Origin of the sequence: Halococcoides cellulosivorans (genome assembly GCF_003058365.1) — an archaeon.
Lineage (GTDB): Archaea > Halobacteriota > Halobacteria > Halobacteriales > Haloarculaceae > Halococcoides > Halococcoides cellulosivorans.
The window spans coordinates 1,241,738-1,268,085 of sequence record NZ_CP028858.1 but is presented as its reverse complement, the minus strand read 5'-3'; the positions used below and the strand labels follow the sequence as shown (position 1 = coordinate 1,268,085).

Annotated in this window: 26 protein-coding genes, 1 tRNA gene and 1 pseudogene; 11 read left to right on the top strand and 17 right to left on the bottom strand. The window is 65.5% G+C overall.

What is annotated here, in order from left to right:
- Positions 1-135: 135 nt before the first annotated feature.
- The 4 genes and pseudogenes from rpl7ae to ndk all read left to right on the top strand — a co-directional run bounded on the left by rpl7ae (position 136) and on the right by ndk (position 1,387).
- Complete coding sequence (gene rpl7ae / locus HARCEL1_RS06275) at positions 136-501, top strand: 50S ribosomal protein L7Ae (RefSeq protein ID WP_108381704.1); 366 nt, start codon at positions 136-138, stop codon at positions 499-501.
- A gap of 6 nt (positions 502-507) precedes the next feature.
- Positions 508-735: a 30S ribosomal protein S28e gene (locus HARCEL1_RS06270; protein ID WP_108381703.1), complete on the top strand. Its 228-nt coding sequence runs from the start codon at positions 508-510 to the stop codon at positions 733-735.
- A 2-nt stretch (positions 736-737) separates the two neighbouring features.
- A pseudogene (locus HARCEL1_RS06265) lies at positions 738-908 on the top strand (50S ribosomal protein L24e); the annotation flags it as partial.
- Complete coding sequence (gene ndk / locus HARCEL1_RS06260; RefSeq protein WP_108384126.1) at positions 908-1,387, top strand: nucleoside-diphosphate kinase; 480 nt, start codon at positions 908-910, stop codon at positions 1,385-1,387. The pseudogene HARCEL1_RS06265 and the gene ndk, both read left to right, overlap by 1 nt.
- Before the next feature lie 16 nt (positions 1,388-1,403).
- On the opposite strand, the gene HARCEL1_RS06255 is transcribed toward ndk, so the two are convergent.
- From HARCEL1_RS06255 to HARCEL1_RS06245, 3 genes are all read right to left on the bottom strand, one after another.
- Positions 1,404-2,327, bottom strand: a complete 924-nt coding sequence (locus HARCEL1_RS06255) for a PLP-dependent cysteine synthase family protein (RefSeq protein WP_108381701.1) — start codon at positions 2,325-2,327, stop codon at positions 1,404-1,406.
- 139 nt (positions 2,328-2,466) lie between these two features.
- Positions 2,467-3,669, bottom strand: coding sequence for a cell division protein FtsZ (gene ftsZ / locus HARCEL1_RS06250; protein ID WP_108381700.1), 1,203 nt, complete (start codon positions 3,667-3,669; stop codon positions 2,467-2,469).
- 2 nt (positions 3,670-3,671) lie between these two features.
- Positions 3,672-3,860, bottom strand: a complete 189-nt coding sequence (locus HARCEL1_RS06245; RefSeq protein ID WP_108381699.1) for a ribbon-helix-helix domain-containing protein — start codon at positions 3,858-3,860, stop codon at positions 3,672-3,674.
- 356 nt (positions 3,861-4,216) lie between these two features.
- Between HARCEL1_RS06245 and HARCEL1_RS06240 the strand changes: the two genes are divergently transcribed.
- Positions 4,217-4,290: transfer RNA gene (locus HARCEL1_RS06240), tRNA-Tyr, on the top strand.
- A 651-nt stretch (positions 4,291-4,941) separates the two neighbouring features.
- Positions 4,942-5,220 carry a hypothetical protein gene (locus tag HARCEL1_RS06235; protein ID WP_108381698.1) on the top strand — a complete coding sequence of 93 codons (279 nt, stop codon included), beginning with the start codon at positions 4,942-4,944 and terminating at the stop codon, positions 5,218-5,220.
- Between the two features lie 45 nt (positions 5,221-5,265).
- On the opposite strand, the gene HARCEL1_RS06230 is transcribed toward HARCEL1_RS06235, so the two are convergent.
- On the bottom strand, positions 5,266-5,556 hold the full coding sequence (locus HARCEL1_RS06230) for a DUF7545 family protein (protein WP_108381697.1): 291 nt from the start codon (positions 5,554-5,556) through the stop codon (positions 5,266-5,268).
- Positions 5,557-5,597: 41 nt separating this feature from the next.
- Positions 5,598-6,590: an NAD(P)/FAD-dependent oxidoreductase gene (locus HARCEL1_RS06225; protein ID WP_108381696.1), complete on the bottom strand. Its 993-nt coding sequence runs from the start codon at positions 6,588-6,590 to the stop codon at positions 5,598-5,600.
- 99 nt (positions 6,591-6,689) lie between these two features.
- Here HARCEL1_RS06225 and HARCEL1_RS06220 point away from each other — a divergent pair, with 99 nt between their 5' ends.
- The gene (locus HARCEL1_RS06220) at positions 6,690-8,804 is read left to right on the top strand and encodes a flippase activity-associated protein Agl23 (protein ID WP_159077044.1); all 2,115 of its coding nucleotides are present in this window, start codon (positions 6,690-6,692) and stop codon (positions 8,802-8,804) included.
- A gap of 49 nt (positions 8,805-8,853) precedes the next feature.
- A complete protein-coding gene (locus HARCEL1_RS06215) occupies positions 8,854-10,005 on the top strand; it encodes a 5-(carboxyamino)imidazole ribonucleotide synthase (protein ID WP_108381694.1) in 1,152 nt (383 codons plus the stop codon).
- Positions 10,006-10,010: 5 nt separating this feature from the next.
- Here HARCEL1_RS06215 and HARCEL1_RS06210 read toward each other — a convergent pair whose 3' ends face one another.
- On the bottom strand, positions 10,011-10,298 hold the full coding sequence (locus tag HARCEL1_RS06210; RefSeq protein WP_159077043.1) for a hypothetical protein: 288 nt from the start codon (positions 10,296-10,298) through the stop codon (positions 10,011-10,013).
- Between the two features lie 151 nt (positions 10,299-10,449).
- On the opposite strand from HARCEL1_RS06210, the gene purE reads away from it, so the two are divergent.
- A complete protein-coding gene (gene purE, locus HARCEL1_RS06205; protein ID WP_108381692.1) occupies positions 10,450-11,091 on the top strand; it encodes a 5-(carboxyamino)imidazole ribonucleotide mutase in 642 nt (213 codons plus the stop codon).
- Positions 11,092-11,109: 18 nt separating this feature from the next.
- Here the strand turns inward: purE and ahbB are convergent, their stop codons facing one another.
- A complete protein-coding gene (ahbB, locus tag HARCEL1_RS06200) occupies positions 11,110-12,135 on the bottom strand; it encodes a siroheme decarboxylase subunit beta (RefSeq protein ID WP_233357424.1) in 1,026 nt (341 codons plus the stop codon).
- A gap of 44 nt (positions 12,136-12,179) precedes the next feature.
- Entirely contained in the window at positions 12,180-13,472 is a 1,293-nt protein-coding gene (locus HARCEL1_RS06195) for an MFS transporter (protein ID WP_108381690.1), read from the bottom strand.
- A gap of 60 nt (positions 13,473-13,532) precedes the next feature.
- Here HARCEL1_RS06195 and HARCEL1_RS06190 point away from each other — a divergent pair, with 60 nt between their 5' ends.
- Positions 13,533-14,603, top strand: coding sequence for a TrmB family transcriptional regulator (locus tag HARCEL1_RS06190; protein ID WP_108381689.1), 1,071 nt, complete (start codon positions 13,533-13,535; stop codon positions 14,601-14,603).
- On the opposite strand, the gene hisA is transcribed toward HARCEL1_RS06190, so the two are convergent.
- Genes hisA through HARCEL1_RS06175 form a run of 3 tightly spaced genes read right to left on the bottom strand, consistent with a single transcriptional unit; the run spans position 14,591 to position 17,521 of the window.
- On the bottom strand, positions 14,591-15,319 hold the full coding sequence (gene hisA / locus HARCEL1_RS06185) for a 1-(5-phosphoribosyl)-5-[(5-phosphoribosylamino)methylideneamino]imidazole-4-carboxamide isomerase (protein ID WP_108381688.1): 729 nt from the start codon (positions 15,317-15,319) through the stop codon (positions 14,591-14,593). The genes HARCEL1_RS06190 and hisA overlap by 13 nt on opposite strands.
- 60 nt (positions 15,320-15,379) lie before the next feature.
- Positions 15,380-16,216 (bottom strand): NAD(+)/NADH kinase, encoded by an 837-nt coding sequence (locus HARCEL1_RS06180; protein WP_108381687.1) that lies wholly within the window; start codon positions 16,214-16,216, stop codon positions 15,380-15,382.
- A gap of 24 nt (positions 16,217-16,240) precedes the next feature.
- Positions 16,241-17,521, bottom strand: a complete 1,281-nt coding sequence (locus HARCEL1_RS06175) for a DNA polymerase Y family protein (RefSeq protein ID WP_108381686.1) — start codon at positions 17,519-17,521, stop codon at positions 16,241-16,243.
- A gap of 113 nt (positions 17,522-17,634) precedes the next feature.
- Between HARCEL1_RS06175 and HARCEL1_RS06170 the strand changes: the two genes are divergently transcribed.
- The gene (locus tag HARCEL1_RS06170; protein ID WP_108381685.1) at positions 17,635-17,964 is read left to right on the top strand and encodes a cupin domain-containing protein; all 330 of its coding nucleotides are present in this window, start codon (positions 17,635-17,637) and stop codon (positions 17,962-17,964) included.
- 28 nt (positions 17,965-17,992) lie between these two features.
- Here the strand turns inward: HARCEL1_RS06170 and tpiA are convergent, their stop codons facing one another.
- The 6 genes from tpiA to HARCEL1_RS06140 form a co-directional block, all read right to left on the bottom strand.
- Entirely contained in the window at positions 17,993-18,640 is a 648-nt protein-coding gene (tpiA, locus tag HARCEL1_RS06165) for a triose-phosphate isomerase (protein WP_108381684.1), read from the bottom strand.
- Between the two features lie 69 nt (positions 18,641-18,709).
- Positions 18,710-19,237 carry a multiprotein bridging factor aMBF1 gene (locus tag HARCEL1_RS06160; protein ID WP_108381683.1) on the bottom strand — a complete coding sequence of 176 codons (528 nt, stop codon included), beginning with the start codon at positions 19,235-19,237 and terminating at the stop codon, positions 18,710-18,712.
- Between the two features lie 86 nt (positions 19,238-19,323).
- Positions 19,324-20,646: an ATP-binding protein gene (locus HARCEL1_RS06155; RefSeq protein WP_108381682.1), complete on the bottom strand. Its 1,323-nt coding sequence runs from the start codon at positions 20,644-20,646 to the stop codon at positions 19,324-19,326.
- Between the two features lie 753 nt (positions 20,647-21,399).
- Positions 21,400-22,410, bottom strand: coding sequence for a tyrosine-type recombinase/integrase (locus tag HARCEL1_RS06150; RefSeq protein ID WP_108381681.1), 1,011 nt, complete (start codon positions 22,408-22,410; stop codon positions 21,400-21,402).
- Complete coding sequence (locus tag HARCEL1_RS06145; RefSeq protein WP_108381680.1) at positions 22,400-22,753, bottom strand: DUF5805 domain-containing protein; 354 nt, start codon at positions 22,751-22,753, stop codon at positions 22,400-22,402. Before HARCEL1_RS06145 ends, HARCEL1_RS06150 begins: the two co-directional genes overlap by 11 nt.
- Positions 22,754-23,293: 540 nt before the next feature.
- Positions 23,294-25,969 carry a cation-translocating P-type ATPase gene (locus tag HARCEL1_RS06140; protein ID WP_108381679.1) on the bottom strand — a complete coding sequence of 892 codons (2,676 nt, stop codon included), beginning with the start codon at positions 25,967-25,969 and terminating at the stop codon, positions 23,294-23,296.
- Between the last annotated feature and the right edge of the window lie 379 nt (positions 25,970-26,348).

The following is a 26,348-nucleotide window of genomic DNA, read 5'->3' as shown; positions in this document are numbered from 1 at the left end:
CCGACCACCCACGAGTACACCCTGCGCGGGGTTGATGATGCTCCTAGCCAGTTTCGGACCCGGTGGACGGCCACCCGGGGTCGCGGTGACCCCGACGGCGGGGGAGTGTGAGCCCACGCGCGGGAGGTGACCACAATGCCAGTATACGCAGATTTCGACGTGCCGGTCGACCTTCAGGAGGACGCACTGTCCGCCCTGGAAGTCGCTCGGGACACAGGCCGAGTCAAGAAAGGGACCAACGAGACAACCAAAGCCGTCGAGCGCGGCAACGCCGAGTTGGCACTCATCGCCGAGGACGTCCAGCCCGAAGAGATCGTCATGCACCTGCCGGACCTGGCCGACGAGAAAGACGTGTCGTTCGTCTTCGTCGGCGCTCAGGACGATATCGGCCAGGCCATCGGTCTCGACGTCGGCTGTGCCGCGGCGGCGATCACCGATTCGGGCGACGCCGAAAGCGACGTCGAAGACGTCGCTGACAAGGTCGACGAACTCCGGGGCTGATCACCGATGAGCGCCGAAGAGTCCGCCGACGGCGGTTCCACGCCCGCGGAAGTCATCGAGGTCGTGGGCCGGACCGGGATGCACGGCGAGGCCATGCAGGTCAAATGCCGGATCCAGGAGGGCGAGAACACGGGCCGGATCATCACTCGTAACGTGCTCGGCCCGGTCCGAGAGGGTGACGTGATCCAGCTGCGCGAGACGGCTCGCGAGGCCGACGCCATCGGGGGGCAGTGACCATGCCGCGGACGCGCGAGTGTGACTACTGCGGCAGCGAGATCGAACCCGGAACGGGGACGATGTTCGTCCGCACGGACGGGACGAGACTCGTCTACTGCTCCTCGAAGTGCGAGAAAAATAGCGACCTCGGGCGAAAATCCAAGTCCCTCGAATGGACGGAGGACGAACGGTGAGCCACCACGACGAGCGCACCTTCGTGATGGCCAAGCCCGACGCCGTCCAGCGTGGGTTGACCGGCGAAATCGTCTCCCGGCTCGAAACGCGTGGGCTGAAACTCGCGGGCGCGAAGTTCATGCAGATTAGCGAGGAACTGGCCCACGAGCACTACGCCGAGCACGAGGACAAGCCCTTTTTCGACGATCTGGTCGAGTTTATCACCTCGGGCCCGGTGCTCGCGATGGTCTGGGAAGGTGCGGACGCGACCCGCCAGGTCCGCCAGATGATGGGCGCGACCGACCCCGCCGAGGCCGCACCGGGGACGATCCGGGGCGATTTCGGGCTGGACCTCTCGCAGAACATCATCCACGGCTCCGATCACGAGGATCCGGGCGCGAACGAGCGCGAGATCGACCTCTTCTTCGACGACGAGGAACTCGTCAGCTACGAGCGCGCGGACGAGCCCTGGGTGTACGAAGACGCCAGCCACTGACGGCACGCGTCTAACCTTACTCCTCTCGATCGAACAGCCCCGTCGAGAGGTATCGCTCGCCGTTGTCGGGGAAAACCGTCACGACCAGCGGGTCGTCGGCGTCGGTGTCGAGTTCGCCACCCACGAACGCGCGCGCGACGCGTTTCGCTGCCAGACTCGCTGCACCTGACGATTGGCCGACGAGAATTCCTTCCTCGCTGGCGAGTCGACGACACTCGTCTTCGGCAGGGCCGATGGCGACGCGTTCGATCCGATCGATCGCGCTTTCGTCGAGATTCGGGCTGACGAAGCCCGGGCCCATCCCCTGGAACTCGTCGTCGCCGGGGTCGTCCCCGGAGAGCAAGGCGTTCTCGTCGGGTTCGACGGCGACGATCAGCGGGTTTTGACCACCTGCTCTGAGCCCTCGTGTGAGCCCAGAGAGCGTCCCGCCCGTCCCGACGGCGACGACGAGCGCGTCGATCGGTCGGTCGACCTGATCGAGCAGTTCACGCGCGGTGGTCGCCTCGTGAGCGCCCGGGTTCGCGGCGTTTTCGAACTGATCCAGCGTGACGACACCCGACTCGTCGGCCAGTTCGGCGGCCCGCTCGCGGGCGTCCGAGATCGACCCCTCGATCAGTTCGAGATCGGCGCCGTAGGCCCGCATGAGGCGGCGGCGCTCGGCGGATTTCCCTGCGGGCATCACGAGTGTCACGTCGTAGCCGTTGGCTGCGCCGACGAGTGCGATGCCGATGCCGGTGTTACCGCTGGTCGGTTCGACGATCCGATCGCCCGGTTCGAGGACGCCATCGCGCTCGGCGGCCTCGATCATCGCCCGTGCCGGCCGGTCTTTCGCGGATCCTCCGGGATTGAATCCTTCGAGTTTCGCGGCGACGGTCGCACCGGTGGGCCCGCCGATCCGGACGAGCGGCGATCCGATCGTCTCCAGAACGCTATCGTTCATTGGCCGCCTTAGCTCCCGGAGGGATAAACGCCTGCAGGTCCCGGGCAGGTATCGTCGTGACCACAACTGGCGGGTGCACTGCGGCGTCGGTGCGCCAGACGAAAAGAGTGATCTTCGAGCGACAGTACTGCGTGGGTCGTCAGTCGTCGGTCCGGATGACATCGAGGCCGTTCGTGCGATTGACGGTCTCGCGACCGCCGTCGGTCTGGCCGAACTCTGCGCTCGGGGCGGACTGGCCGCTCGACTGCCCGCCGACATTCTGGCTGGCGTCGAAGGTCTCTTCGTCCTCGATCGCTGCGCGGGACTTGTTGGCCTGCTTCTGAGCGGTCGGGCCCAGGACGTGGGCGCTCTTGACGCCGGTCATGATCGCCATGACGCGGACTTTACCCTTGTAGTTGTCCTGGATACGCGCGCCCCAGATCACGTCGGCGTCCGCTTCGAGCCGATCGGTGATGTTCTGGGCGATGCCCTCGGCCTCCTTGAGGGTGAGATCGGGCCCACCCGTGATGTGGACCAAGCCGCCCGACGCACCGCGGTAGTCCACGTCGAGCAGCGGGTGGTTCATCGCGTCTTTGACGACCTCTTCGGTCTTGTTCTTGTCTTTGGTCTCACCGACCAACATCACCGCGACGCCGCCCTGGTTCATGATGGAGGTCATGTCCGCGTAGTCCAGGTTGATCAGCGACGGCTGGGTGATCGTCTCGCTAATTCCCTTGACGGTCTCAGCGATGATCTGGTCCATCACCGAGAACGCCTTCCCGATCGGGAGGTTCGGGACGTAATCGAGCAGGCGGTTGTTGTCGAGGACGATGATCGAGTCGGCCTCGGTGCGCAACTCTTCGAGGCCTTCCTCGGCTTTGACCGTGCGGGCGCGCTCGACGTTGAACGGCGTCGAGACCATGCCCACGACGATCGCGCCCTGCTCTTTGGCGATCTTCGAGACGACGGGCGCCGCACCGGTGCCGGTCCCGCCACCCATGCCGGCGGTGACGAAGACCAGGTCGGCGTCGCCCAGCACTTCTTTGATCGTGCCCTGGGCCATCTCGGTGGCGCGCTCGCCCATCGAGGGGTCGCCACCGGCACCGAGCCCGTTGGTCAGGGACTTGCCGACGAGGATCTTCGTGTCGGCCTTGATCATCTTGAGGTGCTGCTTGTCGGTGTTCAGCGCGATGGTGTCCGCGCCGTCGACACCGAGATTGTACAGTCGGTTGACGGTGTTGTTGCCGGCGCCACCGCACCCGACGATGACGATCCGTGGGTCACCGAACCCGTCGACGTCGGTGTCCACCGACCGCTCTTCCTGTTCCTCGTGTTCGAGCGCCTCCTGGACGATGTCCTGCATGGTTACACCTGGGCGTAGTTGCGCCGCTTGCGTTTTTCGGAGGGTCGAGTCGGGCCGGTATCGCGCTCGTCGAGCATCTCCCGAACGGCAGCCCGGATGGCTTCACTTCTGTTGGGGTACTCACCGGTCTCGACCATTCGCTCAACGTCCTCGATCTGCTGTTTGGGGATCCGCAGGGTCACACGCTCCATGGTTATTTGGGGGGGGGTTGGGGTAAGACGGGCCGGTCAGTTGCCGATCCGCGTTTTACACGCCCTCGGACACGGCAGGAGTCGATTCCCGCCGGATCAGGGTGCGTGTAAGACGGTCGTCTTACGCGCTTCGTACCACAACGGCGTGAGGGATAAAAGTTTGGCTACCATAATCAATTTTTGTAGTAGACTCTGGAACCCCGATTCGACGTGCTCTCGACTGAACGCGGTCGTTGCCGGTGTATACGTCGCCTGTCTCATCGGTGCTGTCCCCAGTCGAGATCTGGTGGCGCCGGGGCGGTCACGGCGACGAACGGAAACCGTTAAACCCGACGCTATCATGCGTTCGTCTGTGCCCGCCCTTAGCTCAGACTGGTAGAGCAGTCGACTGTAGATCGACTTGTCCCCCGTTCAAATCGGGGAGGGCGGATTTTCTGCGAACGAAGTGAGCAGAAATATCCAACCGACACGATTTGAGCTCGTGAGTCGCAGTCCCGGAACGGCGCGTCGCGCCGCACGCCCGGGACGTCTCACGGCGTTCAAATCGGGGAGGGCGGATTTGCGACGCAAATTCGACCGAGCCGATTTCGTGCTCGGAAGTCGCAATCCGCGAGCGGAGCGAGCGGGAGCGTCTTCCGGTGTTCAAATCGGGGAGGGCGGACTGAACTACAATATCCGTGAGCGATAGCGAACGGTGTTGACCGTGAGGGACAGCCGACACGATTTGAGCTCGTGAGTCGCAGTCCCGGAACGGCGCGTCGCGCCGCACGCCCGGAACGTCTCACGGTGTTCAAATCGGGGAGGGCGGATTTGCGACGCAAATCCGACCGAGCCGATTTCGTGCTCGGAAGTCGCAATCCGCGAGCGGAGCGAGCGGAGTCGTCTTCCGGTGTTCAAATCGGGGAGGGCGGACTGCGAGGCCGAACGGAGTGAGGCCTCGATTCTATGCGAACGGCGAACTCGTGAGCCGTGAGCAAGCCTCTGCAAACGAAGTGAGCAGAAGCCCTGTCACGACGTATCGGAGTCGAACGTGTCCGTCGGCACCATCCATAGGTGGCTGTCTCACGTATTGCCAACCGAGATGACCACCACGTGCGAACTCTGTGGTCGCGTGGTTCCCGACGACCGCATCGACGACCCACGCGTGATCCAGGAGCATCATCTCCGCCCCGAGGAGCGCGCCGAGAGCCCGACCGTCGAACTGTGTCGGCCGTGTCACGACCAGATCCACACCGTCTTTTCCAACGACGAACTGCGCGCATCGTACGACACGATCGACGCGCTCCAGTCGGCCGATCGGCTGGCCGAGTATCTCGATTGGATCCGGAACAGCGACCTATTGGACATCAAAACAGACTGAGGAGCTGATTTCACCCGGCTCAGACCACGGGATCTCAGCGTGCGATCAGTGCTGGTGACCGGTCGCTTCGGCAAAGGAGACTTCGAAGCGCTCTTCGAACAGGTCGAGCACTTCGTCTTCCACGTCGTCGAGCGGCACGTCGGTCTCGATCTCGCTGTGATTCGCCGCAGCGTGGACGTTCCGGGTCAACTCGAACAGCGCGAGGTCGGCCATGACCTCGACGGCAGGTTCGTCCTCCGCGAGGACGTCGAACACGCCAGTCGGAACGTCGAGTTCGATCGATTCACCGTCGGCGTCGAGCGTTACGGTCGTCGTATCGAGGGACTCTGCGTCCATGTCTGACCGTTGCCGTCGCGTCGGAAGGTCCTTCCGGTCGATCACTCGTCTTCGAGGAACGCGTCGGCGTCGATCGCGGCCTCACAGCCCATCCCGCCCGCGGTGATCGCTTGCTGGTAGTGGTGATCGACGACGTCGCCGGCGGCGAAGAGACCCTCGACGTCCGTCGCCGTCTGGCCACCGCCACGCCCGCCCGCGACGTGGATATAGCCCGCGTCGTCGAGGCGCACGTCGGTCGATTCGAGATAGCTCGTGTTGGGGACGTGTCCGATCGCGACGAAGACCGCCCCCACGTCGAGGGTGTCCTCGTCGACCACTTCCCCGTCGGCCTGGCGGCGCTTGGGGTGGCCCTCGGGATGAGAGACGATCTCGACGTGATCGACGCCCGCCTCCTCTGAGCCCTCGATCGCCGTCAGTTCGGTGTTTCGCATGATCTCGACGTCGCCCGCGTCGACGTGGTCCTCGATACGATCGATCCAGTAGTCTTCGGCGCGGAACTGTTCGCGGCGGTGGACGAGCGTGACCGTGTCGGCAAACTTGGTGAGGAAGGCGGCTTCCTCCATCGCGGCGTCGCCGCCGCCGACGACGACCATGTCTTCGCCACGGAAGAAGGCCCCATCGCAGGTCGCACACGTCGAGACGCCGAACCCCATCAACTCCTCCTCCCCGGGAATATCGAGCGTGCGTGCGCTCGCCCCGCTCGCGGCGATCACGGCGTCGGCGGTGATGACGTCGCCGTGGACGAGTTCGAGTCGGAACGGTCGGCTGGAAGCGTCGATGTCTGCGACTCGGCCCGATCGGACGGTCGCGCCGAACTGCTCGGCCTGCTCGCGCATGCGCTGGACGAGTTCGGTCCCATCGACGCCGTCGGGAAAACCCGGATAGTTCTCGACATCGGTCGTGAGCGTGAGCTGTCCACCGGGTTCGTCGCCGCTGAGCACGAGTGGATCGTGATTGGATCGGCCGGCGTAGATCGCGGCGGTCAGTCCGGCGATCCCCGATCCGATGACGACGAGTCGAGCGTGATCGGCCATACGCAGACTATCACAGGGCCACCCGTAATCGTTGTGACCCGTCTTCGAACGCCGTCCTGAACCGGAACCGTTCTTAGGCAGGACCAGTCTGGTATGTGTATGGGTGACGCTCTCGATCGGGGGATCGAAGACCGCTGGCAAGCGCTCCAGGGCCGTCTGCCGCCGATTCTGGCCGATCGCGATCCGATCGTGCTGGGAGTGGTCGCGATCGCGATCGTCGGTCTGATCGCCAGAATCGTCTTGCTCGGCGCGCGTCCGGCCCACTTCGACGAGGGCCGGGTCGCTCACTGGACGCTGCATTTCCTCGACACCGGGCACTTCGAGTATCGACACATCATCCACGGCCCGTTCGTCCAGCACGTCGGCCGCTGGGTGTTCTACCTCTTCGGCGCGAACGACTTCACCATGCGGTTGCCGGTGGCGATCGTCGGCGGCCTGCTCCCGGTCGGGACGCTGCTCTATCGCAACCATCTCAGAGATCACGAGGTCCTCATCGCCGCGATCATCCTCACGATCAGCCCGATTCTCCTCTATTATTCGCGGTTCATGCGGAGCGATCTGCTCGTCGCGACGTTCATGTTCGTCGCGCTCGGCGCACTCGTCAAACTCGCTGATACCGGTCGAGTGGAGTACTTTTACGTCGCTGCGATCTTCGCGGGATTCGGGCTGGCCTCGAAAGAGAACGGCATTCTCTATCCCCTGACGTGGGTCGGCGGGTTCGGTCTGATTCTCGGACATCTCGTCGTCCGGGAACTGCTTCACCGCGTCGAGACCGATCGCCTGAGCGAGTCGCTCCCCTCGATGGCCGCTGGCCCGGTCGATGCCGTCCTCGGCGGCCGGGACGTACGGGCTCACCTTCTCGGCGGGATGCGAAAGCGGGCCGTCGCCGTCGGTCGGTCCCGTGGCGAGGTCGCAGACGCTTCGATTCCGGAGCTGACCGTCCCGGTCGGGGAGTACTACGCCGCTCGCTACGCCGGAGACGTCATGCTCGCCATCGTCGTCTTGCTGTTCGTCCTGCTGTTCATGTTCGCGCCGCGCGGGGCCGGTATGGCTGGCGTGAACCCACCCTCAGATACCGGTGAGTATCCGGTCGGTGACACCGTGGGCTTCTGGGAGGGCGTGACGGACATCCCGAACGTCTACCCGGGGGAGATCGAACCGATGAACGTCCTGCCGGGCAGGCCACAGGGGGCGCTCGATGGCGTCGTCGAGTGGAAGTTCACGGAGATGATCGGGCACACCACAGACCGGGTGATCAGCGAGTACCAGGAGTGGCTCCCGGCGGTAGGTGAGGACCGCGCCGACGACGAACCAGCGTTCACGGATGAGTACAAAGACCATGCGGGGTTCTTCCTACAGGTCCTCGGCAAGTACACCTGGCCGACGCTCGCGGCGGCACTGATCGGGTTCGTCGCGCTTCGGTTCGCCGGGCGTGACCACTGGGTCGTCCCGACCATGTTGACCTATGCGGGCGCGGCATCGATCGTCGGCTACCCCGCCGGGATGGACATCGAGGCGGCGTGGATCGCGACACACGTCCTCGTCCCACTCTCGATCCCCGCCGCGATCGGTCTCGGGACCGTCATCAGAGCGGGGTGGTCGGCGCATCTCGACCACGACGCGCTGAGCGTCGGCCTGGCGGTCGTGTTCGTCCTCGCGTCCGGGGGCTACATGGCCACGACGGGGGTGAACGCGGCCTTCATCGACCCCGTACCCGACGACGACCCGCTCGTTCAGTACGCCCAACCCGCCGACATGGAGATGCGCCAGGGAATGGACACCATGGACCGGTTGGTCCAGGTAAACGACGGCACCGACGTGGTGTTGTACGGTTCTGGTATCGTCGGTGATCTCGACACCTATCGGTACACCCGACCGCTGTGTATGGGCCGGAACGGCGACGGAGACGGTGGCTGGTGGGACACGCTCCCGCTCGGGTGGTACTTCTATTACCCCGATCCGGCCCTCGAATGCCACGTGGAGTCGGGTGGGCTCCAGACTGCCATCGAGAACGACGTGCCGGTGATCGTCACGATGGACGGTGCCGACGACCAGTTCGTCCGCCAGACGACCGACGAGTACGTCAGCGCGACCTATCGGCTACGCGCGTCGTCACCCGACAACCCGAGCGCCGATCCGTTCGTGATGTTCTTCCACGAGCCCACGCTCGACGCGGCGGGCCTGGACGCACCACCGAACCCGGCGTGGGTCTGACCGGGCCCCGTTTCGGTCGGCTTTTATCGCCGCCCTCGCAACCGCGCGCATGACACTCTCGACTCCCGGGCCGACGCTCGGTGTCGTCGGCGGTGGCCAACTCGGCCGGATGCTCTCCGAGGCGGCCAGTCCGCTCGGTATCGACGTCGTCGTTCTCGATCCTACACCGCGCGCGCCCGCGACCCCCGTCGCGACCGATCACATCGTTGCCGACTTCGACGACGAGGCCGCGATCCGCGAGGTGGCCGAGCGTGCCGACGTGCTGACCTACGAGATCGAACTCGCTGACGAGGGGGCCCTCGCGACGATCGAGGCGGAGACGGGGACGCCGGTTCACCCCAAACCGAGCACGCTCGCGACGATCGCAGACAAATTCGAGCAAAAACAGGCGTTCGCTGACGCAGGCATCCCGGTCCCCGAATTCCGGGCCGTCGACGGCGAGCAATCGGCCCGCGACGCACTCGACGAACTCGGCACGCCCGCAATGTTGAAAGCCCGGCGTGGCGGGTACGACGGGCGTGGCAACGTCCTCGTCGAGGACCACAGCGAGGTGGCCGAGGCGCTCGACGCGGTGGCCGGCCCGGCGATGATCGAGGAGTTCGTCGACTTCGAACGCGAACTCGCCGTGATGGCCTGCCAGGGCGACGGGGAGCGCGACACCTTCCCCGTCACCGAGACGATCCACGAGGACGAGATCCTCCGCGAGACGGTCGCGCCCGCGCGGACCTGTGCGGAGACACGCGATCAGGCCGCCGACGTTGCCGAACGCGTCCTCGACGTACTCGACGGGCGTGGCGTCTTCGGTGTCGAGACTTTCGAGACCTCCGAGGGTGAGATCCTGCTGAACGAAGTCGCCCCACGCCCGCACAACTCCGGACACTGGACGATCGAGGGCGCGATCACCTCGCAGTTCGAACAGCACGCCCGCGCGGTGACGGGCCGGCCGCTCGGCGCGACCGACCTGCGCGCCACGACCGTCAGCGCGAACGTTCTCGGTGCGGGCGAGTCCCGCCCGGCGACGCTACTGGGCGTCGACGACGTGCTCGCCGCACCGGGCGTCGCGCTCCACTGGTACGGAAAAGGGGAGGTTCGACCCCTGCGGAAGATGGGGCACCTGACGACGGTCGACGACGCTGGTATGGAACCGGACCTCGCTCTCGATCGGATCCGCCACCATCGCGACTCGCTCTCGTTCGAGTAAGGCTGTTAGAGCACGTCGAGGGTGTCGACCCGCCCGCGAAGTCGTTCGGGATCGCGCTCGATCGCAAGGACGTCGTCGCCTTCGACCGCAAACACGAGTGGCCGCTCGCTCGTCTCGATCACGGCCGCGTCGGGCCGCGTCGCTCGAACGTCACCGCTGAGGGCCTCACACCCGACGATCGCGATCACGCGATCGCCAGTGTCGAGATCCCGAACGCGCTCGGTGAGTGGTCGATCGTCACCACGACCGAGTAGGTCACGAAGCACGACACGAGCCGAATCGAGCGCAGACACGGTCGGGCTTTGGCGTCCAGCGACTTGAGCGGTCCGGAGGACCGTGGAACACGAGCGGTCCGGAGGACCGTGGAACACGAGCGGTCCGGAGGACCGTGCGTACGCGGACCGAAAGGGAACGGTTTTGATCGCCGCCCGGTCAGTCTCGCCCATGACACCCGAACCGCTCGACGCACTGGACGCTGACCTGCGTGCGGAGGCCGACCGCGATCGCGACCCCGCCGTGACGCCCGACATCGGCATCATCATGGGTTCGGATTCGGATCTCGACGTGATGGCTGGCTCCGAGACCGGCCGCGAGGGCGCCTACGACGCGCTGACGGCGCTGGGCTTTGCCGAGCAAACTAGCTATTCGGATCCGCCCGCTGACCGGTTCACCTTCGAGACGTTCGTCGTCTCGGCGCATCGCACGCCCGGACTGATGTATACGTACGCCGAGACCGCCGCCGACCGGGGGATCGACGTGATCATCGCGGGCGCGGGCGGGAAGTCCGCCGACCTGCCGAACATGACGGCGTCGATCGCCTACCCGCTGCCGGTGATCGGCGTCCCCGTCCAGGAGAAGTCGCTCCCCTCGGTGATCGGCATGCCCCAGGGCGCGCCGATCGTCGCCGTCGACGCGGGCAAATCCTACAACGCCGCGCTGTCGGCGGTCCAGATCCTCGCTCGCCAGCACGACGGCCTCCGTGATCGGCTGGAAGCGCTGCATGCTGACCGCCAGGCCGACGTGGCGCGAGTCTCACGCCGTCTCCACGAGGACGGCTCGCCCCAGTTCAAAGCCGACCGCGAGTGACGCGCTCCAGACTCTGAGTCAGTCGAGCAGGCCCTCGTAGCGCGCGCCGGTCTGTTTGTGGACGGCCGTGGTATAGAGGCGCTGGTGACCGTACGGGACCGACGCGTCGAGCGCGTCGATTTTTGCGTCGACCGCTGCCCGATCGCGGCCGTGGATCATCGTAAACAGCGAATAGGGCCAGTCACGGGCGGGCCGCTGTGGGCGGTGGTAACACAGCGTCACGGCGGGATCCGCGCCGAATGTCGTGCCCACGTCGTCGAGGGCGGCCGCTGGAACGTCCCAGACCACCATACAGTTGGCGGTAAAGCCAGTCGCTCGGTGGTCGACGACCGCTCCGATCCGCTTGACGTAGCCACGATCGAGCATCCAGTCGAGGCGGGCCCGGACGCGGTCGGGGTCGGCGTCGATCGTCTCCGCGAGGTCTCGATACGGCGTGGTCGACAGGGGCAAGCCGTCCTGGCTCGCGAGGATGATCTGTTCGTCGAGCGGCGTCAGATCGTCGGCGGCGTGAGCGTCGATCGGTGTCGGGTCGACGGTCGTGCGCTCGCCGGTCGCGAGCGGGTCCGATCCCAGCACGGGAAACTCCAGATCCACGTAATACGCGGTTTGCATGGGCAAGACGAGCGGTTCGAGGCCGGTCTCGCGCTCGATGTCTGCGAGGACGGCGTCGCGACGGTCCCGTGACCCCGCGGTGACGACGAACCAGAGCGTCCACTCGGAGTCCCGCTCGTAATCGTGGGTCACCCGGTCGTGAGCGTCGATGGTCTGGGCGACTGCGTCGACGCGGTCGGGGGGAGCGCGGACGGCCGCGAGCGTCGAACTACCGATGCGCGGCGGGTCGAACACGGGCCCGACCCGGCGGACGAGTGACCGATCGAGGAGGCCCTCGACGGCCGCGCTCACCGCCGGTTCGGGGGCGTCGACGGCCGCACCGATCGCCTCGAAGGGTCGCTCGACGACCGGCCAGCCACTCTGGTACTGTTCGAGTATCGCCCGCTCGACGCGACCCAGTCCCGCCTGCCAGCCCGCGTTCTGCATACTCACGTTTCGCCCTGGAACGGTTAGACGGTGTGGATCCCGGCAGCCTATCAGGCCGCGAGCGCCGCCCGGAGACTCCCGTCGCGGGCGACCAACCCAGCGAGGACGACCGGTGCGACCGCGAGGCTCATCGCGAGCGGGACGAGTAACGCGGCACGGATGCCGACCTGACCGATGAGAACGCCGATGAGGACCGGGACGACCGCGAGCATGATCGACCCGGTCGCGAGCGAGACGGCGTTGATCGGTGCGCTGTACTCCGGGGCGGCCTCGGTCCCGAACGCGACGACCGTCGGGAAGACCCCCGAGACGAGCGCACCCAGCAGGGCGACGCCGGCGAAGACGGCCCACCCCTCTGCGAAAAAGAAGGTCCCGACGAACACCGGGAGGACGAGCAGTTCGATAGCGACCACGAGTCGGCCGTAGCCGAACCGCTCGCTCGTGATCGTATAGAAGGCCCGCCCCGGGACGTACGCGACCGTAAACACGCTCAACAGGACGTTCGCCTGGGCCTGTCCGAGGTCACTGACCTGGATGCCGAACGTGGGCAACCAGATGAACAGCGCGCCTTCGAGCCCGGTGTGAAAGGCGAGTGCGAGCACGGTCGCGACGACCGCCGGAACGCGCGCCAACTCGCGGACGGCGTCCCAGTCCAGTGCGCGCTCCTGATCGATCGAGGGGCTGTCGAGTCTCGTGATCCCGAGAATGAGGACGACGAATCCGACGAACATCCCAAGATAGGCGAGTCGCCAGCCACCCGAAAGCAGTGACTGGCCCGCGGTGAGTACGTCGACCGGGCCGACGCTGATCGACGCACCGCGATAGACGATGGCTGCGCCCTGGAGGCCGATGGCAACGCTCATCACGACCGGACCGAGTGCGGACCCGATGGCCCAGGCCAGGTCATAAAGATTAAACACGCGCCCGCGTGCCTCTGGATATAAATGGCTCAGAATCGGCCGATCCAGCCCGCGGACGACGCCGGTTCCGAGCCCACGAACCACGAGCAGTCCCAGAAACACGCCGAATCCCGGGGCCAGCCCCATGCCGAGGACGCCGACCGCCGATACGGCGAGTCCGACCAGAATGGTACGCCGCGCGGCCAGTCGACCCGCGATCGCTCCGACGACGAGCACGGTCACGACGTATCCCAGCGTGCCCGCCGGAGCGATCAGTCCGGCGACGCCCTCACCGATACCGAACTGGCCGGCTTTCTGCAGTTCGGGGATGAGCGCCCCTCGCATCTGCATCCCGAGACCGGAGAGCGCGACGAAGGCCAGAATGGCGACCGTCCACCGTCGATCGGACGCGTCCCGACCGGTGGACTCGCGAGTATCGGGCATATCGGGCACACGTTCCCAGCACGGAAAAATATTTTGCTGAAATAATAAAGATAATCAATCATGACCGCCGCAATCATCCGCCAGCACCTCACGACCTTCGGCCTTTCAGAAAAGGAGATCGACGCCTACCTCGCCGTCTTGCGATCGGGGACGAAGACGACCGGTGACCTGGCCGACAGCGCCGACGTCTCGACGGGCTACATCTACGACGTGGTCCAGACGCTCTCGGATCGCAAACTCGTCACCATCGACGAGTCGACGAGTCCGACGACCGTCCGGGCCCGACCCCCCGACGAGGTCAGCGCCGAGTTCACCGCGCAGATCGAAGACCTCGAAGGCGCGATCGAGGACGCCTACGGCGGCGGCGACGAACCTGCAGGATTCGAAATCGTCCGCTCGCGATCGACGGTCCGCCGACGCGCCCGGTCAGCGATCGAGACCGCCGACGGCGAGGTGTTCGTCGTCGTCCCCGCGACGGAGTTCGCCCAACTGAAAGACGTGCTCTCCGATGCCGTCGACCGTGGCGTGATCGTCTATCTCATGCTCGTCCCGCCGGGCGTCTCCTCGACGCTCGACGACCTCGACGATCCGGGCGAGGTCTCGCGTGTGCTTCGAACCTGGTCGGCGAAACCGCCGGTGACGGTCATCGCGGACGAAACGCGGGGCGTCGTCGGGCCCTATGCGGTGCTCTCGGGGCGTCACGGCGAGGAGAGCGCACTCTCCTTTACGATGCCGACGATCGCCGGGGGCTTTCTCGGCAACATCATGAGCAACGTCTGGCCGATGGGCGACACCGAGTTCATCTCCGCGCCCGACCCACTCCCTCACACCTACGGGTTCTTCCGGAGTTCGGTGACGAACGCGGCGCTCCACCAGATGGAGGGCCACGACCTCGCGGCGGACCTCGTCGTCCAGAACGTCGAGTCCGGTGACCGCGAACACCACGACGACATTCCGATCGTCGAGGTTCGCCAGAGCCTCGTCGGAGACCCGACGACGGCGTTCCCGACAGAGAACAGTCTGGTCGTCGAAATCGACGGCGAGCGTCGGGCCGTCGGGAGTCACTCCGGCGGGTTCGAACCCTTCTTCGAGACGTACGCCGCCGTCGAAGTCACGCTTCAGGAGCGCTGAACGGCGCCCTGAGCCTCGCTCAGTTCGAACGCGCCTTCGTACAGCGCCGTCCCGACGACGACGCCCGCCGCACCGGCCGCTGCGAGCGCGCGAACGTCGTCGAGATCGGCAACGCCGCCGCTCGCGATGACGGGCACGTCGACGCTTTCGACCAGTTCCGCGACCCGATCGGCGCGGACGCCGTCCATCCGCCCCTCGGTGTCGACGTCGGTGAACAGAATGGCCGCTGCACCCTTCGCTGCGAACGTCTGAGCGGCCTCGATCGGTTTCAGCCCGGTGCCCTCGGTCCAGCCCTCGACGACGACTTCGCCGGCGCTCGCGTCCAGGCTCACCATCACACCGTCGGGATACTCTGCGGCCAGATCGCTCACCAGTTCGGGCGTCTCGATCGCGGCCGTCCCGAGAATGACCCGATCCACGCCCGAGTCGAGCAACTGGGCGGCGTCCGACCGCCGTCGAATCCCGCCGCCCATCTGGACGGGCACGTCGACGCGGTCGACGATCGCGTCGATCGCGTCGGCGTTCGCGCGCTCGCCGTCGAACGCGCCGTCGAGATCGACGAGATGGAGTCGCTCCGCCCCGGCCTCGATCCATCGCTCGGCGGCCTCGCTGGGTTCGCCATAGGCCGTCTCGGTCCCGCGCTCGCCACCGACCAGTTGGACCACTCGTCCGTCTTCGATATCGACTGCCGGCACGACCTCGAACTCCTCGGTCATCGACCGATCGCTGGCGACCCACCCCGGAAAGCGTATCGATCGACGGATCGAGAACTCCGTTCACCGGAGTTTGTCGAGGCCGTCGAAAAACGAGTCGTCTGGGCCGGCGATACGAAGCGTGGGGCCGTCCTGGCGGAGATCGACCGTCACGGGCGGGTCGAACGACTCGGATCGGCGGCCGTCGCTGACTGCGGCCACATTCGGGGCCGCCTCGACCGTGATCGAGACCGTCTGGTCGCGATGCACCACCAGTGAGGGCATCCCTGGCTCGGCGGCCTGGAGCGTGACGATCGTGCCCGGGCAATCGGGGTGGACGATCGGGCCGCCCTCCGAGAGGTTGTACGCCGTACTCCCGGTCGGTGTCGCGACGACGACACCGTCGACACGAGCAGTGTGATACGCGTCGCCGTCGACCGCGATCGCGACATCGAATCGGCCACCGGGGCCGCGACGCCGGCCACGAACGGTGACTTCGTTGACGGCCGGCGGGAGCGATCCGTCGGGCGTCTCCGCGCGCAAGCGGGGGCGCTCGCGGACGGTCAGCGCGTCGGCCCGCCAGTCTACGATCATGGCTTCGACGGTCGCGGTCGCCTCCTCGGGCGTGATCGCGTTCAAAAACCCGACCGTCCCCAGATTGACGCCCACGATCGGCGTCGTTCCGGCGCCGTGAGCGGCGTGCAGAAAGGTGCCGTCCCCACCAAGACTGACGACGAGATCGCAGGTATCGAGATCGGCGTGGTCGATCCGTGCGACGTCGTCCCGGTGGGGGCCGACGATCGACGCCGTGACCGACTCGACCATCGGGGCCGCTCCGGCGTCTCGAATCACCGTAATCAGTCGGTCGACCAGGTCAGCGACGCGTGGCTTGTCGGTCTGGCCGACGATGCCGACGTCCATACCCGCGTTCGCGGGGCCGAGCCCCTAAAGGTGATCGTCCGACCCGTCTCGGAAGTCCGCGAGTGAGCGCTGCGGTGGCCGGCGTCGATCGCCGCCGCCCCCGTACCCCGTGAGTGCGGTCTGTTCGCGCTCGCTGAAGGACAGATTCGACACGCGGACGCCGACCTTGCGGACCCGATCCCCCTCGAACTCGCGGGCGAGGTCGTGGACCGTCTCGACCAGGAGATCGCGATCCGCGACGGGGCCGGGCAGACTGCGCTCGCGAGTGTGCACGTCGAACGGCGGCGTGACCACACGCACCCCGATCGTCCGGTAGAGCGCGTCACGGTGGCGGGCGCGATCGCCCACCGCGCGGGCGAGGTCGTCCAGACGGTCGTGGAGCCGCTCGGAATCGGCGGTCGACGCTGCGAAACTCGACTGCCGCGAGAAGCTCTTCGGGGCGCCCATCGGTTCGACCGGGCGGTCGTCCTCACCGCGGGCATAGCGCCAGATCGTGCGTCCGCGCTCCCCGAATCTCGATTCGAGCGTCGAGACGTCTGCGCCGGCCAGATCGCCCGCCGTCTCGATGCCCATCTCGCGGAGTTCGCGCGCGGTCGTCGGGCCGACCTCGTGGATCGCCTCGACGTCCAGCTCCGCGAAGAACTCCCGGACCGACCCCGGCGGGACGACGGTACAGCCGTCGGGTTTGTCGCGATCGCTCGCGACTTTCGCGGCGCTCATCGTCGGCGCGACACCGACGCTCGCGGTCACACCGACCTCGCGGTCGACTGCCGCTCGAAGGTCGTCGACGAAGCCCGCGACGTCGTCCCAATCTGTGCGATCGGTCACGTCGAGGTACGCTTCGTCGATCGAGACGGCACGGACGCGGTCGGCGCGCTCCCGAAGGATCGCCATCACCTCGTCGCTGACCGACTCGTAGTAGTTCAGATCGACCGGCCGGTAGATCCCGGTTGGGGCGTCGGTGTCGCCGTCCGCGCCGGTCTCGATGTTCGCATCGCTCGCGTCGGTCTCGCTGTCCGCGTCACTCTCGATGGTGTCGCTCTCGCCTCCTCGTCGCGGCAGACGATCGAGGGCCGTCTCGATGGGCTGAGCACTCTCGACGCCGACCGCACGGGCCTCGTAGCTCGCGGTCGCGACGACACCACCCGACGATCCGGACTCGTAGCCCATCCCGACGACGACGGGTTCGCCTCGCAGTTCGGGCTCGCGGCGTCGCTCACAGGCCGCATAGAAACAGTCCATGTCGACGTGGGCGACGATCCGGTCGGTCCCGGTGTCGACGCCAGGGAGGTGCCCGTCCGGCACAGAGAGGGCTACGCCCTCTAGGCGCCTGAACGCTCTGATCGCGGCAGCGGCACTGCCGACGACCCGAACAGGTTCCCCCGACGACTCATGGACCTGGGGGCCGAAGCCCGCTCGTGACCGACGCAGTCGACGACATCGCTGGCGAGGTACTGGCGCTCGACGACCTGATCGACTATCAGGACGGCGCGGTCGTCAGCCGGACGTTGATCGACCGCGAATCCGCGACGCTGACGGTGTTCGCGTTCGACGTTGGCGAACGGCTCAGCGAGCACACCGCCCCACACGAGGCGCTCGTCCAGGTGCTCGACGGGACGGTGACGATCACACTCGACGGCGACGAGCACGACCTCGTAGCGGGCGAGAGTATGTTGATGCCGGCGGAGGTACCCCACGCCGTCGACGCGACAGAGCGGACGAAACTGCTCATTACGATGGTGCGATAGCTGCCCGTCAGGGCGGCAGGTAGTCGTTTCAGGCGACCGGGTCGACGAGGTCTTCGAGGACGGCCCGGGGATCGTCGGCTTTCGCGACGCCACTGGCGAGCAGGACGCCCGTCGCGCCCAGGTCGCCCGCGGCGTCGACGTCGTCGCCCGTCGAGATGCCCGCGCCACAGAACACGTCGACCGACTCGTCGACTGCGCCAGCGGCCTCGACGGCGTCGGTGACGATGTCGGGGTCGGCCGTCGCGACCGAAACGTCGCCGCCGATCAGTTCCGGCGGTTCGACGGCGACCGAATCGGGGCCGAGGGCGGTCGCGGCGCCGATCTGATCGGGGTTGTTCGCACAGACGCAGGTTTCGAGGTCCGCGCGCTCGGCGGCCCGAACCGAGCCATCGATGTCAGCGAGTTTCAGGCGGTGCTCGCTGTGGTTGATCAGCGTGCCCGTCGCACCGGCCTCGGCAGCGGTCTCGGCCAGCGTGTGGCCGGTGTTCGACCCGTAGTCGATCGGATCGACGTGCTGGGCCCAGGTCTCGACACCGGTCTCAGCGACGCGGGCGATGTCGGCGGCCTGCGGGGCGATGCCCACGCGGACGCCGGTATCGTCGGCGACGTCGGCCGCGGCGGTCGCGACCGCGATCGGGTCACACGGGTACGTCTTGAGGTTGACGAGAACGAACATCCAGTCGGATCCCCGCCGTCCGCAGGAAAATAGGTTTCGAGACGGTCGCGACGCCCTGTCGGTGTCGGACTACTCCTTGCGCTCGACGACGTCACCGAGTGTCGTTCCGCTCGCTGCGGAACTGCTCTCCCAGTCCTCGTCGGCGCCCGATCCGCCCGCCGAGAGGTCGATGTTCAACTCGCTTTCGAGCTCTTGCTGGACGTCGTCGCTGGGCAGTGTCTCGCCACGTTCGATCTTCCGGATCAAACTGGCTTTCTCGTTGAGTTGACTGGCGAGGTCCTCTTGACTAAGGTCCTCGGCTTCGCGCGCTTCGCGCACGCGCTCGTCGTAATCTTGGGCGAGTTCGTCGAGGTCGTCGAAGATGTCCGGGCCTGTGCCGCCGCCACCGCTACTGCTCGAACTCGTCGTCGTGGTGGTCGAGTTGCTTTCGGACGACGAGGAACTGGTCGAGTACTTCGTCGACGTGTTCGACCCGGTGTTCGTCCGGACTTCGGTGCCGAAGTCGACACAGTCCGCACACACCTCGAGTTCGGCCCCTTCGACTTTGATCGTCTTCGGATCCGCCGTCGCCGCCCCGCACATCTCACACTGGACCATACCTCCGTGTTGCCAGCGACGGCCCATAAATGGTCCGCCGGTCTGGTGGGTCGGTGGACGCTGGCGACCGGACAGATCGCCGTCGATCAGTGATCGTGGTCGTGGTCGTGCTCGCCCGGCGTCCCGCCGGCGACGAGCGCGTCGTGATCGCCCTCGATCATATCGAGGTTCTTCAAGTTGTCACGCTCTTCGAAGTTCGCGACGGCGTCTTCGAGGTCGTCCTGTGTGAGTGTGGTCCGATCCTCGGTGAGCGCTTCGAGGACGGCCTCTCTGAGCACGAGTCGCAGGTCGCTCCCGGTCAGTCCCTCGGTGACGTTCGCCAGCGCGTCCGGATCGAAGTCGTCGATCTCCATATCGCGCGTGACGATCCGGAGGATATCGGAGCGCATCGAGGGGTCGGGCTTGGGGAAGTTGACGATCTCGTCGAAGCGCCGCCAGGCCGCAGCGTCCAACTGGTCGGGATGGTTGGTCGCGCCGATCAGGAGGACCTCATCTTGAATCAGGCTCACCTCGTCGATAGATTTGAGGAGGGTGTTCACGGCTCGTTTGATCGCGGCGTGTTCGTCGCTGGAGCGGGTCTTCGCGACGAAGTCGAACTCGTCCATGAAGAGGATACACGGCGAGAGGCGCTTGGCGACCTCGAAGGTCTTCTCGACGTTTTTGGCCGTCTCACCGAGATACTGGGAGGTGATCATCGACAGCTTCACTTCGACGAAGGGGAGGTCGAGTTCGTGGGCGAGCGCGCGGGCGACCGAGGTCTTCCCGGTGCCCGGCGGGCCGACGAAGAGGAGTTTCCCGATCTCGCGCAACCCGATGCGAGCGAGGTAATCGCGATGTTCGATCGCCTGGACCAACTTGTTGATCTCGTCTTCCTGGTCTTCGGTGAGGACGAGATGCTCCATCCGGATATCGACCTCTTCGGGCGCGCGGATGTCCACCAGATCGAGCATCTCCTCGGTTTCTTCCTCGTCGAAGTACTCTTCGAGAAGCGTATCGATCCAGACGCGGTCGGCCCGGGCCGGGCGCGCCTGATCGCGGACCTCCTCGTAGTCGATCGCGTCGAACTCCGCTTCGTACCGACGTGCGAGGACCGGATTCGCTCGGAGGTCGTCGGCCCTGATGCGTTCGAGAAGCCACTCGTCGGCCATCTCGGCGTCGGTCAGGGAGAGCACGTCGTTGAAGTCGTCGTAGTCGGTAAACATCAGCTCTGCGACGGTCTCCCAGGGCTGTTCGACGCCGGTCGCCTCGCGAGCGCCCTCGACGCTCGGGGTCAGCGGACGTTCGATCTCGCCGCCGTCCCAGTAGACCGCACGGTGGGCCGGGGGGAGGTCGTCCGGGTCCATACTCGGGGTCTCGTTGTACGCGTGGGCGGTGAGTACGAATTCGATGACCGCAACGGCTCCGCTCATTCTCGCCAGAATAGTCACGCGGGGCGGTTAAGCGCGTCGAAGCTCTCAACTGATAGAGGGTATATGTGACCATACCCCAACCGGGCCATCGGGTCGAACCGTGCTCTACGCCAAGAGACGCGACTGGATGTACGCGTCCACTTCGGCCCTGACGGCCTCGGTATCGACGGTATCTGCCGTCGCTCGGCGGAACAGACCGCTCAGCACGATCGTCACCAGAAACTGGGCTGTGCGATCCGGGTCCACGTCGCGAAACGCTCCGGTGTCGATGCCACGCCGGATCGCCGTGCGAGTCAGGCCATCAGCGACGTGGAGGTCGAGAGACTGCGACAGGCCTGGCTGGGAGATTGATATGGAGCCGAGAACTCCGCCTCGGATCGTCCAAAGTTACGAACCGACGGGCCGAGGACCCAGGAGGCCTCGAAGCGAACTCCTCGCCAGGGTAGCTGACGAACGTGAAGTCGTTGCCGGCGGTAATCCCGGTCGATCGATCACTCGTGGATTCTCGGCCTCCCGAGACCAGGCCTCTGCATTCGTGGGTTCCCGATCACCGTCGCTCAGTTGGTATCGTTTCTGGCGCGCGTCGGATTTGCAGATCTGTTCGGAGACGGCGCCGACCTCGTCGAGATGGATTCTCTCGCCCACACAGTAGGCTCAGCGTGTGGCTGCATCAGTGGCCCACCCGGCCAGCCTATAGTCGCTTTTGTATAGCGATATGCGATTTATAACTGCCGTATCGGGCGGGAGAACGCCTCAATCGAGTGCATAGATCGCGTCGAGATACACTTCACGCACCCGCTGGCCCCAGTTGTGCGTGTAAGTGTCGAGGACGTCCTGGGCGACGTCGCCCCGGAGATACTGGACGATCCCACGATCACCCGTGCGATCCCGGAGATACGTCGTGAAGAAGTGTCTGAAATAGTGTGGCGTGACGTTCTCGCCCGCCGACGCCCCGTCGCGATACCACCCCATCGCAGCGGCGTGATCGGTCACGATGCGGTGGACCGTCTCGATACGGAGGCGGGTGCCCCAGCCCGATCCAGTCCGCGTAAAGAGCGGGCGGGCCGCCGTTCGCGGGTCTGGCCGGATCGCCAGCCAGCGCCGGAGGACACCGCTTAGTTCGTCGTCGACGGGAATGATCGTGTCTCGCTGGCGCTTGTTGGACTCGTCGCGGCGTTCGCCGTTGGTCGTGGCTCCCCGAGACGGCTGAGAATCGATGTACAGGGCCGCCTCGCGGGATTCGAGTTGGCCACGGACCGTGACATCGCGCGGGTCGTCCGCGAGGACCAGGTCGCGCTGATCGAGGTTGCACAGCTCTCCGGCGCGAATCCCCGTCTTGAGCAACGTCATCACGACGGCGACCTCCAGGGGATGGTCGATCCGGGCGACCAGTGCCCGGATGTCCTCGATCGAGAGATCGCGGCGTGTGGGATCGCTATCGATCGATTCGCTCATCTCCTCGACGACCATCGACATCGGGTTGTCGTCGAATGCGCCGATCGAGGTCATGTAGGCGTAAAACCGGTGGAGATACGAGGCGTAGGTGGCGACCGTGCTCTCGGCGTGATCGGACCGGATCGAGTCGACCCAGCGCAGACAGTCACGATAGGTCGCCTCGTCGGGGGCCGAGTGCCGGCGATCCAGAAACGCCTCGTAGTCCGCCAGCACCCGTCGATACGCGTCGATCGTCCGATCGCTGCGGCCCTGCACCGAGAGGTCGTCGAGGTACGATCGTGTCGCCTTGGTCTCCAACTCAGGCGTCATCGACGATCGTGTACCCTCCGTCCCGGCCGCTGTATCGCACACGACTGTCGTCCTGAAGCCGTGTCAGCGTCGCTTCGAGGTCGTCTTCGACGCTGGTAACGAGGTGGTCTCGCAGTTCGTCCCAGGACCGTGGCTCCTCCGAGAGCGCCGCGAGAACCCGTTCGTCGAGGCCATCGTTCTTGGCTGTCGACCCCACGTCGTCGAGAAAGCCACGCCGCCCGGCCTGGACCATCGTCCGGACGAACTCACTGAGACTCATGTCCAGTTCGTCGGCGTGGTCGCGCCACTCGTCTTTCTGCGCTTCGGGCATGTACGTCTTCACCACGCTGTCCGCGTCACTCATCGAGAGATCCCTCCGGAGCGATGGTGAGAGTGGTGATGGCGACCGCAATTTCGTATCCTTTTTTGTGGTACCATCGTGCCCATAATATGGGCCTACAAACGCAAATAGATTGCGTTCAGAGGCAGTTTACTGGTCCCGATACTCAAAATAAGTGCTTTTATTCTGTATAGTGGGGCCATTGGGGACTGCGACCGTCGGCCACTCAGGCACATCGGGCACGCGAACGTGTCGATGGCCCTCTCCCGAGCGATGGTGTTTTCCGGACGTGACCCCAGGGGTTCGAACGACGAAGACGGGCCTCCAGGATGGCGTCAAAACGGGTCGATCGGCCATTCACCACGTCGATTCCCGCGATGGTGAGCATCGTTCTCGCCATCACGGACCGATGACTCGACTCGATACATGGGCTCGCTCGGTTCGACCCTCATCGCGGGCCCAGTCACGATAGATCAATCATATATCGCTATACACAGCGGCGTTGCCAGACGGTGGGGTCGATACCCACGGTACAAGCGCTGTCCACACCGATATCGGGGCCGCTCAGTCCGATCGCCAGTGTTTGTGCAGTTCTGCGACGACCAAGACGGTCGGTGTGATGACGAGGATACGGGTCCAGGTGTCGAGAGCGATCGGTTCGACCCCGAGTAGGAGTTGCGTTGGGCCAGCGTGAATAGCGATACCGTGGACAGCGAGTGCCGCGATCGTCCCGCCGACGAGGAGCGGATTCGAAAACGGGCTCTTCTCGAACACAGATCGGGATTCGGACCGACAGGTCCCGAGAAACAGCGCCATCGAAACGACCATCGTGGTCAGCGCTGCCGTCTGGGCGTAGCCGAGCGTCATCCCGAGCGTGAACTCGTACCAGAAGACCGCGAGTGCGAGGACGGCGAGCCAGATGCCGACGACGATCGTCCGTTCGAGGAGTTGGCGCGACAGTATCCCCGCGTCGGGGCGGTACGGTGGGCGTTCGAACTGTTCGCGCTCGCCGGGTTCGAACCCCAGCGCGACGTCCTGGATGCCGTTGTTGACGACGTTCAACCACAGCGCCTGTGCGGGGACGAGCAATAGCGGAAAGAGGCCCGCCCCGTCCCGCGGGATGACACCACCGACGGCGAGGCCGAACGCGGCGAGGATCGCGAGCACGAGCGCGACCCCGGTCGCGAGGAGGAACGTCGTCGCCTTCCGGATGTTCGAGAAGACGGTGCGACCTTCCTCGACGGCGGCGTAGATCGTCGCGAAGTTGTCGTCGGTGAGGATCATCTCACTCGCTTCTTTCGCGACGTCCGTGCCGGTGATCCCCATCGCCGCCCCGATATGAGCGGCCTTCAGCGCCGGCGCGTCGTTGACGCCATCGCCCGTGACGGCCACGATCTCGTCGTCGGCCTGTAGAAGCGTGACGATCCGGTGTTTCTGTGCCGGAGCGATGCGAGCGAAGACGGCCGTCGTCCTGAGACGATCGGTCAGTTCCGCATCGGAGAGGGCGGCCACTTCGTCACCAGTGAGAACACGTTCGGACGCGATGCCGACCTGTTCGGAGACGGCTTTCGCCGTGGCTGCGTGGTCGCCGGTGACCATCTTGACGTCGATTCCAGCGCGATAGCACGCGTCGATCGCTTCGGGAACGCCCTCGCGTGGCGGGTCGATGATCCCCGCGAACCCGAGAAACGTCAACCCCTCTGGCTCGCCGCTCGTCAGGTCGCCGTCGCCACGAGCCATCCCGATGACGCGGAGGCCGTCGCCGGCGAGGTCGTCGGCGTGCGCAAGGACGTCGTGCTCTTCGATTGGTTCGGGCCCGTCGACCGTCTCGATGGTCTCACACATCGTGACGACGCGCTCGGGAGCCCCCTTGACGTATGTGACGGGGGCGCCTTCGACGAGATGTGCGGACGCTGTGTATCGGTGATCAGATTCGAAGGGGAGATGACCGATCTGTGGGGCGTCTTCCAGGAGTTCGTCCTGATCCAGACCCGCTTTCCTGCCAACCACCAGAAGGGCGGTTTCCGTGGGGTCACCCACCGGTTCGAACGACCCGTCGTCGCGTTCGTCGATCGTCGCTTCGTTCGCCAGCGTCGCAGCGAGTAAGGTGTCGTACACCGGTGATCCGGACTCGATCGATACGGGTCCGTCGCGCTGGTGAAAAGCGCCGTCCGGATCCTCGGCGGCACCCACGTCGACGACGCCGTCGGCGGTCCACAGCCGTTGGACCGCCATGCGGTTCTCGGTGATCGTCCCGGTCTTGTCGGAGACGATCACGCTGCACGAACCCAGCGTCTCGACGGCGGGAAGCCGCCGGATGATCGCGTTCCGCCCGGCCATCCGGCGAACGCTAACGGCGAGTGCGACCGTCATGACGACCGGCAACCCCTCGGGTATCGCAGAGACCGCGGTGGCGACCGCGAGCAAGAAGACGTCCGCGAGTGGGATCGCCTGCCAGAGCCCGATGGCGATCAAGACGACCGCGAGGCCGAGGACGGCGACGCTGATCCGGTTGCCGAATCGGTGCATCCGTGTCTGGAGCGGCGTCGGTGCGCGCTCGGTCGCTCTGACCTGCCCGGCGATCGTCCCGATCTGACTGTCCTCACCAATCTCGACCACGACACCGACGCCCCGGCCCGAGGACACGGTGGTCCCCATGTACGCCATATTCTGCCGATCGACGACGCTCGTCTCGGGGTCGACAGGGGCCGTCGCACGGGAGACGGGTGCGGACTCTCCGGTCAAGATCGCGGTGTTGAGTCGTAACTCGGTCGTGTTCAGTAATCTGAGGTCTGCCGGGACGATGTCGCCGGATTCGAGCAACACGACATCGCCGGGCACCAGCTCCGCACTGTCGATTTTGGACACGCGCCCCGCTCTACGGACTCGTGCTTTCGGAGACACGAGTGTCGCGAGTGCTGCCATCGCGTTTTCTGCGCGGTATTCCTGGACGAACCCGATGACGGCGTTGATCACGAGGACGAGTGCGATGACGATCGCGTCGGCGTAATGGCCGATCGCGATCGTGACCCCGAAAGCCCCGATCAAGATGTAGATGAGGGGACTCGAGAACTGATGGAGGAAAATCCAGACTGGACTGATGACGTCGCCCTCTCCGATGGTGTTCGGTCCGTATCGGTCGCGGCGATCCCCCGCTTCGTCACTGCTCAATCCCTCGTGACTCGTCGAGAGAGCGTCGAGTGTCTCCTCGCTGGTTGCTGCGTGCCACGCTCTCTCCATTTTCAGTCGAGCATCGAAAGCGATCGCCAAAACTCTGTGGTCGGGTCGACGTCACTCGGGAGTAGTACGGACGATGGGCCAACGGGAGTCCCGATCAGTCTTCAGAAGGCAGTCCGAGAATCGGATTCTGTCGAGTGTCGCGCTCGATTGTACGGTATGACGACACACGACTGTGTTCGAAATTGCGTATATAAAGTGTATGTCGCTATATAGAATCTGGGGTGCTGGCGTCCACTCGGCAGACGTGCCGGCGAGAGAATCGGGCCCGGCCCTTTTCGGCACCGAGCACAGGGACATCGAGGAAAAAGAGTCGGTACCGATGAGTCTGTTCAGCCGGGGAGCGTCGAGCGGACCGTCGAGAAGGTCTTCGACGACTGGA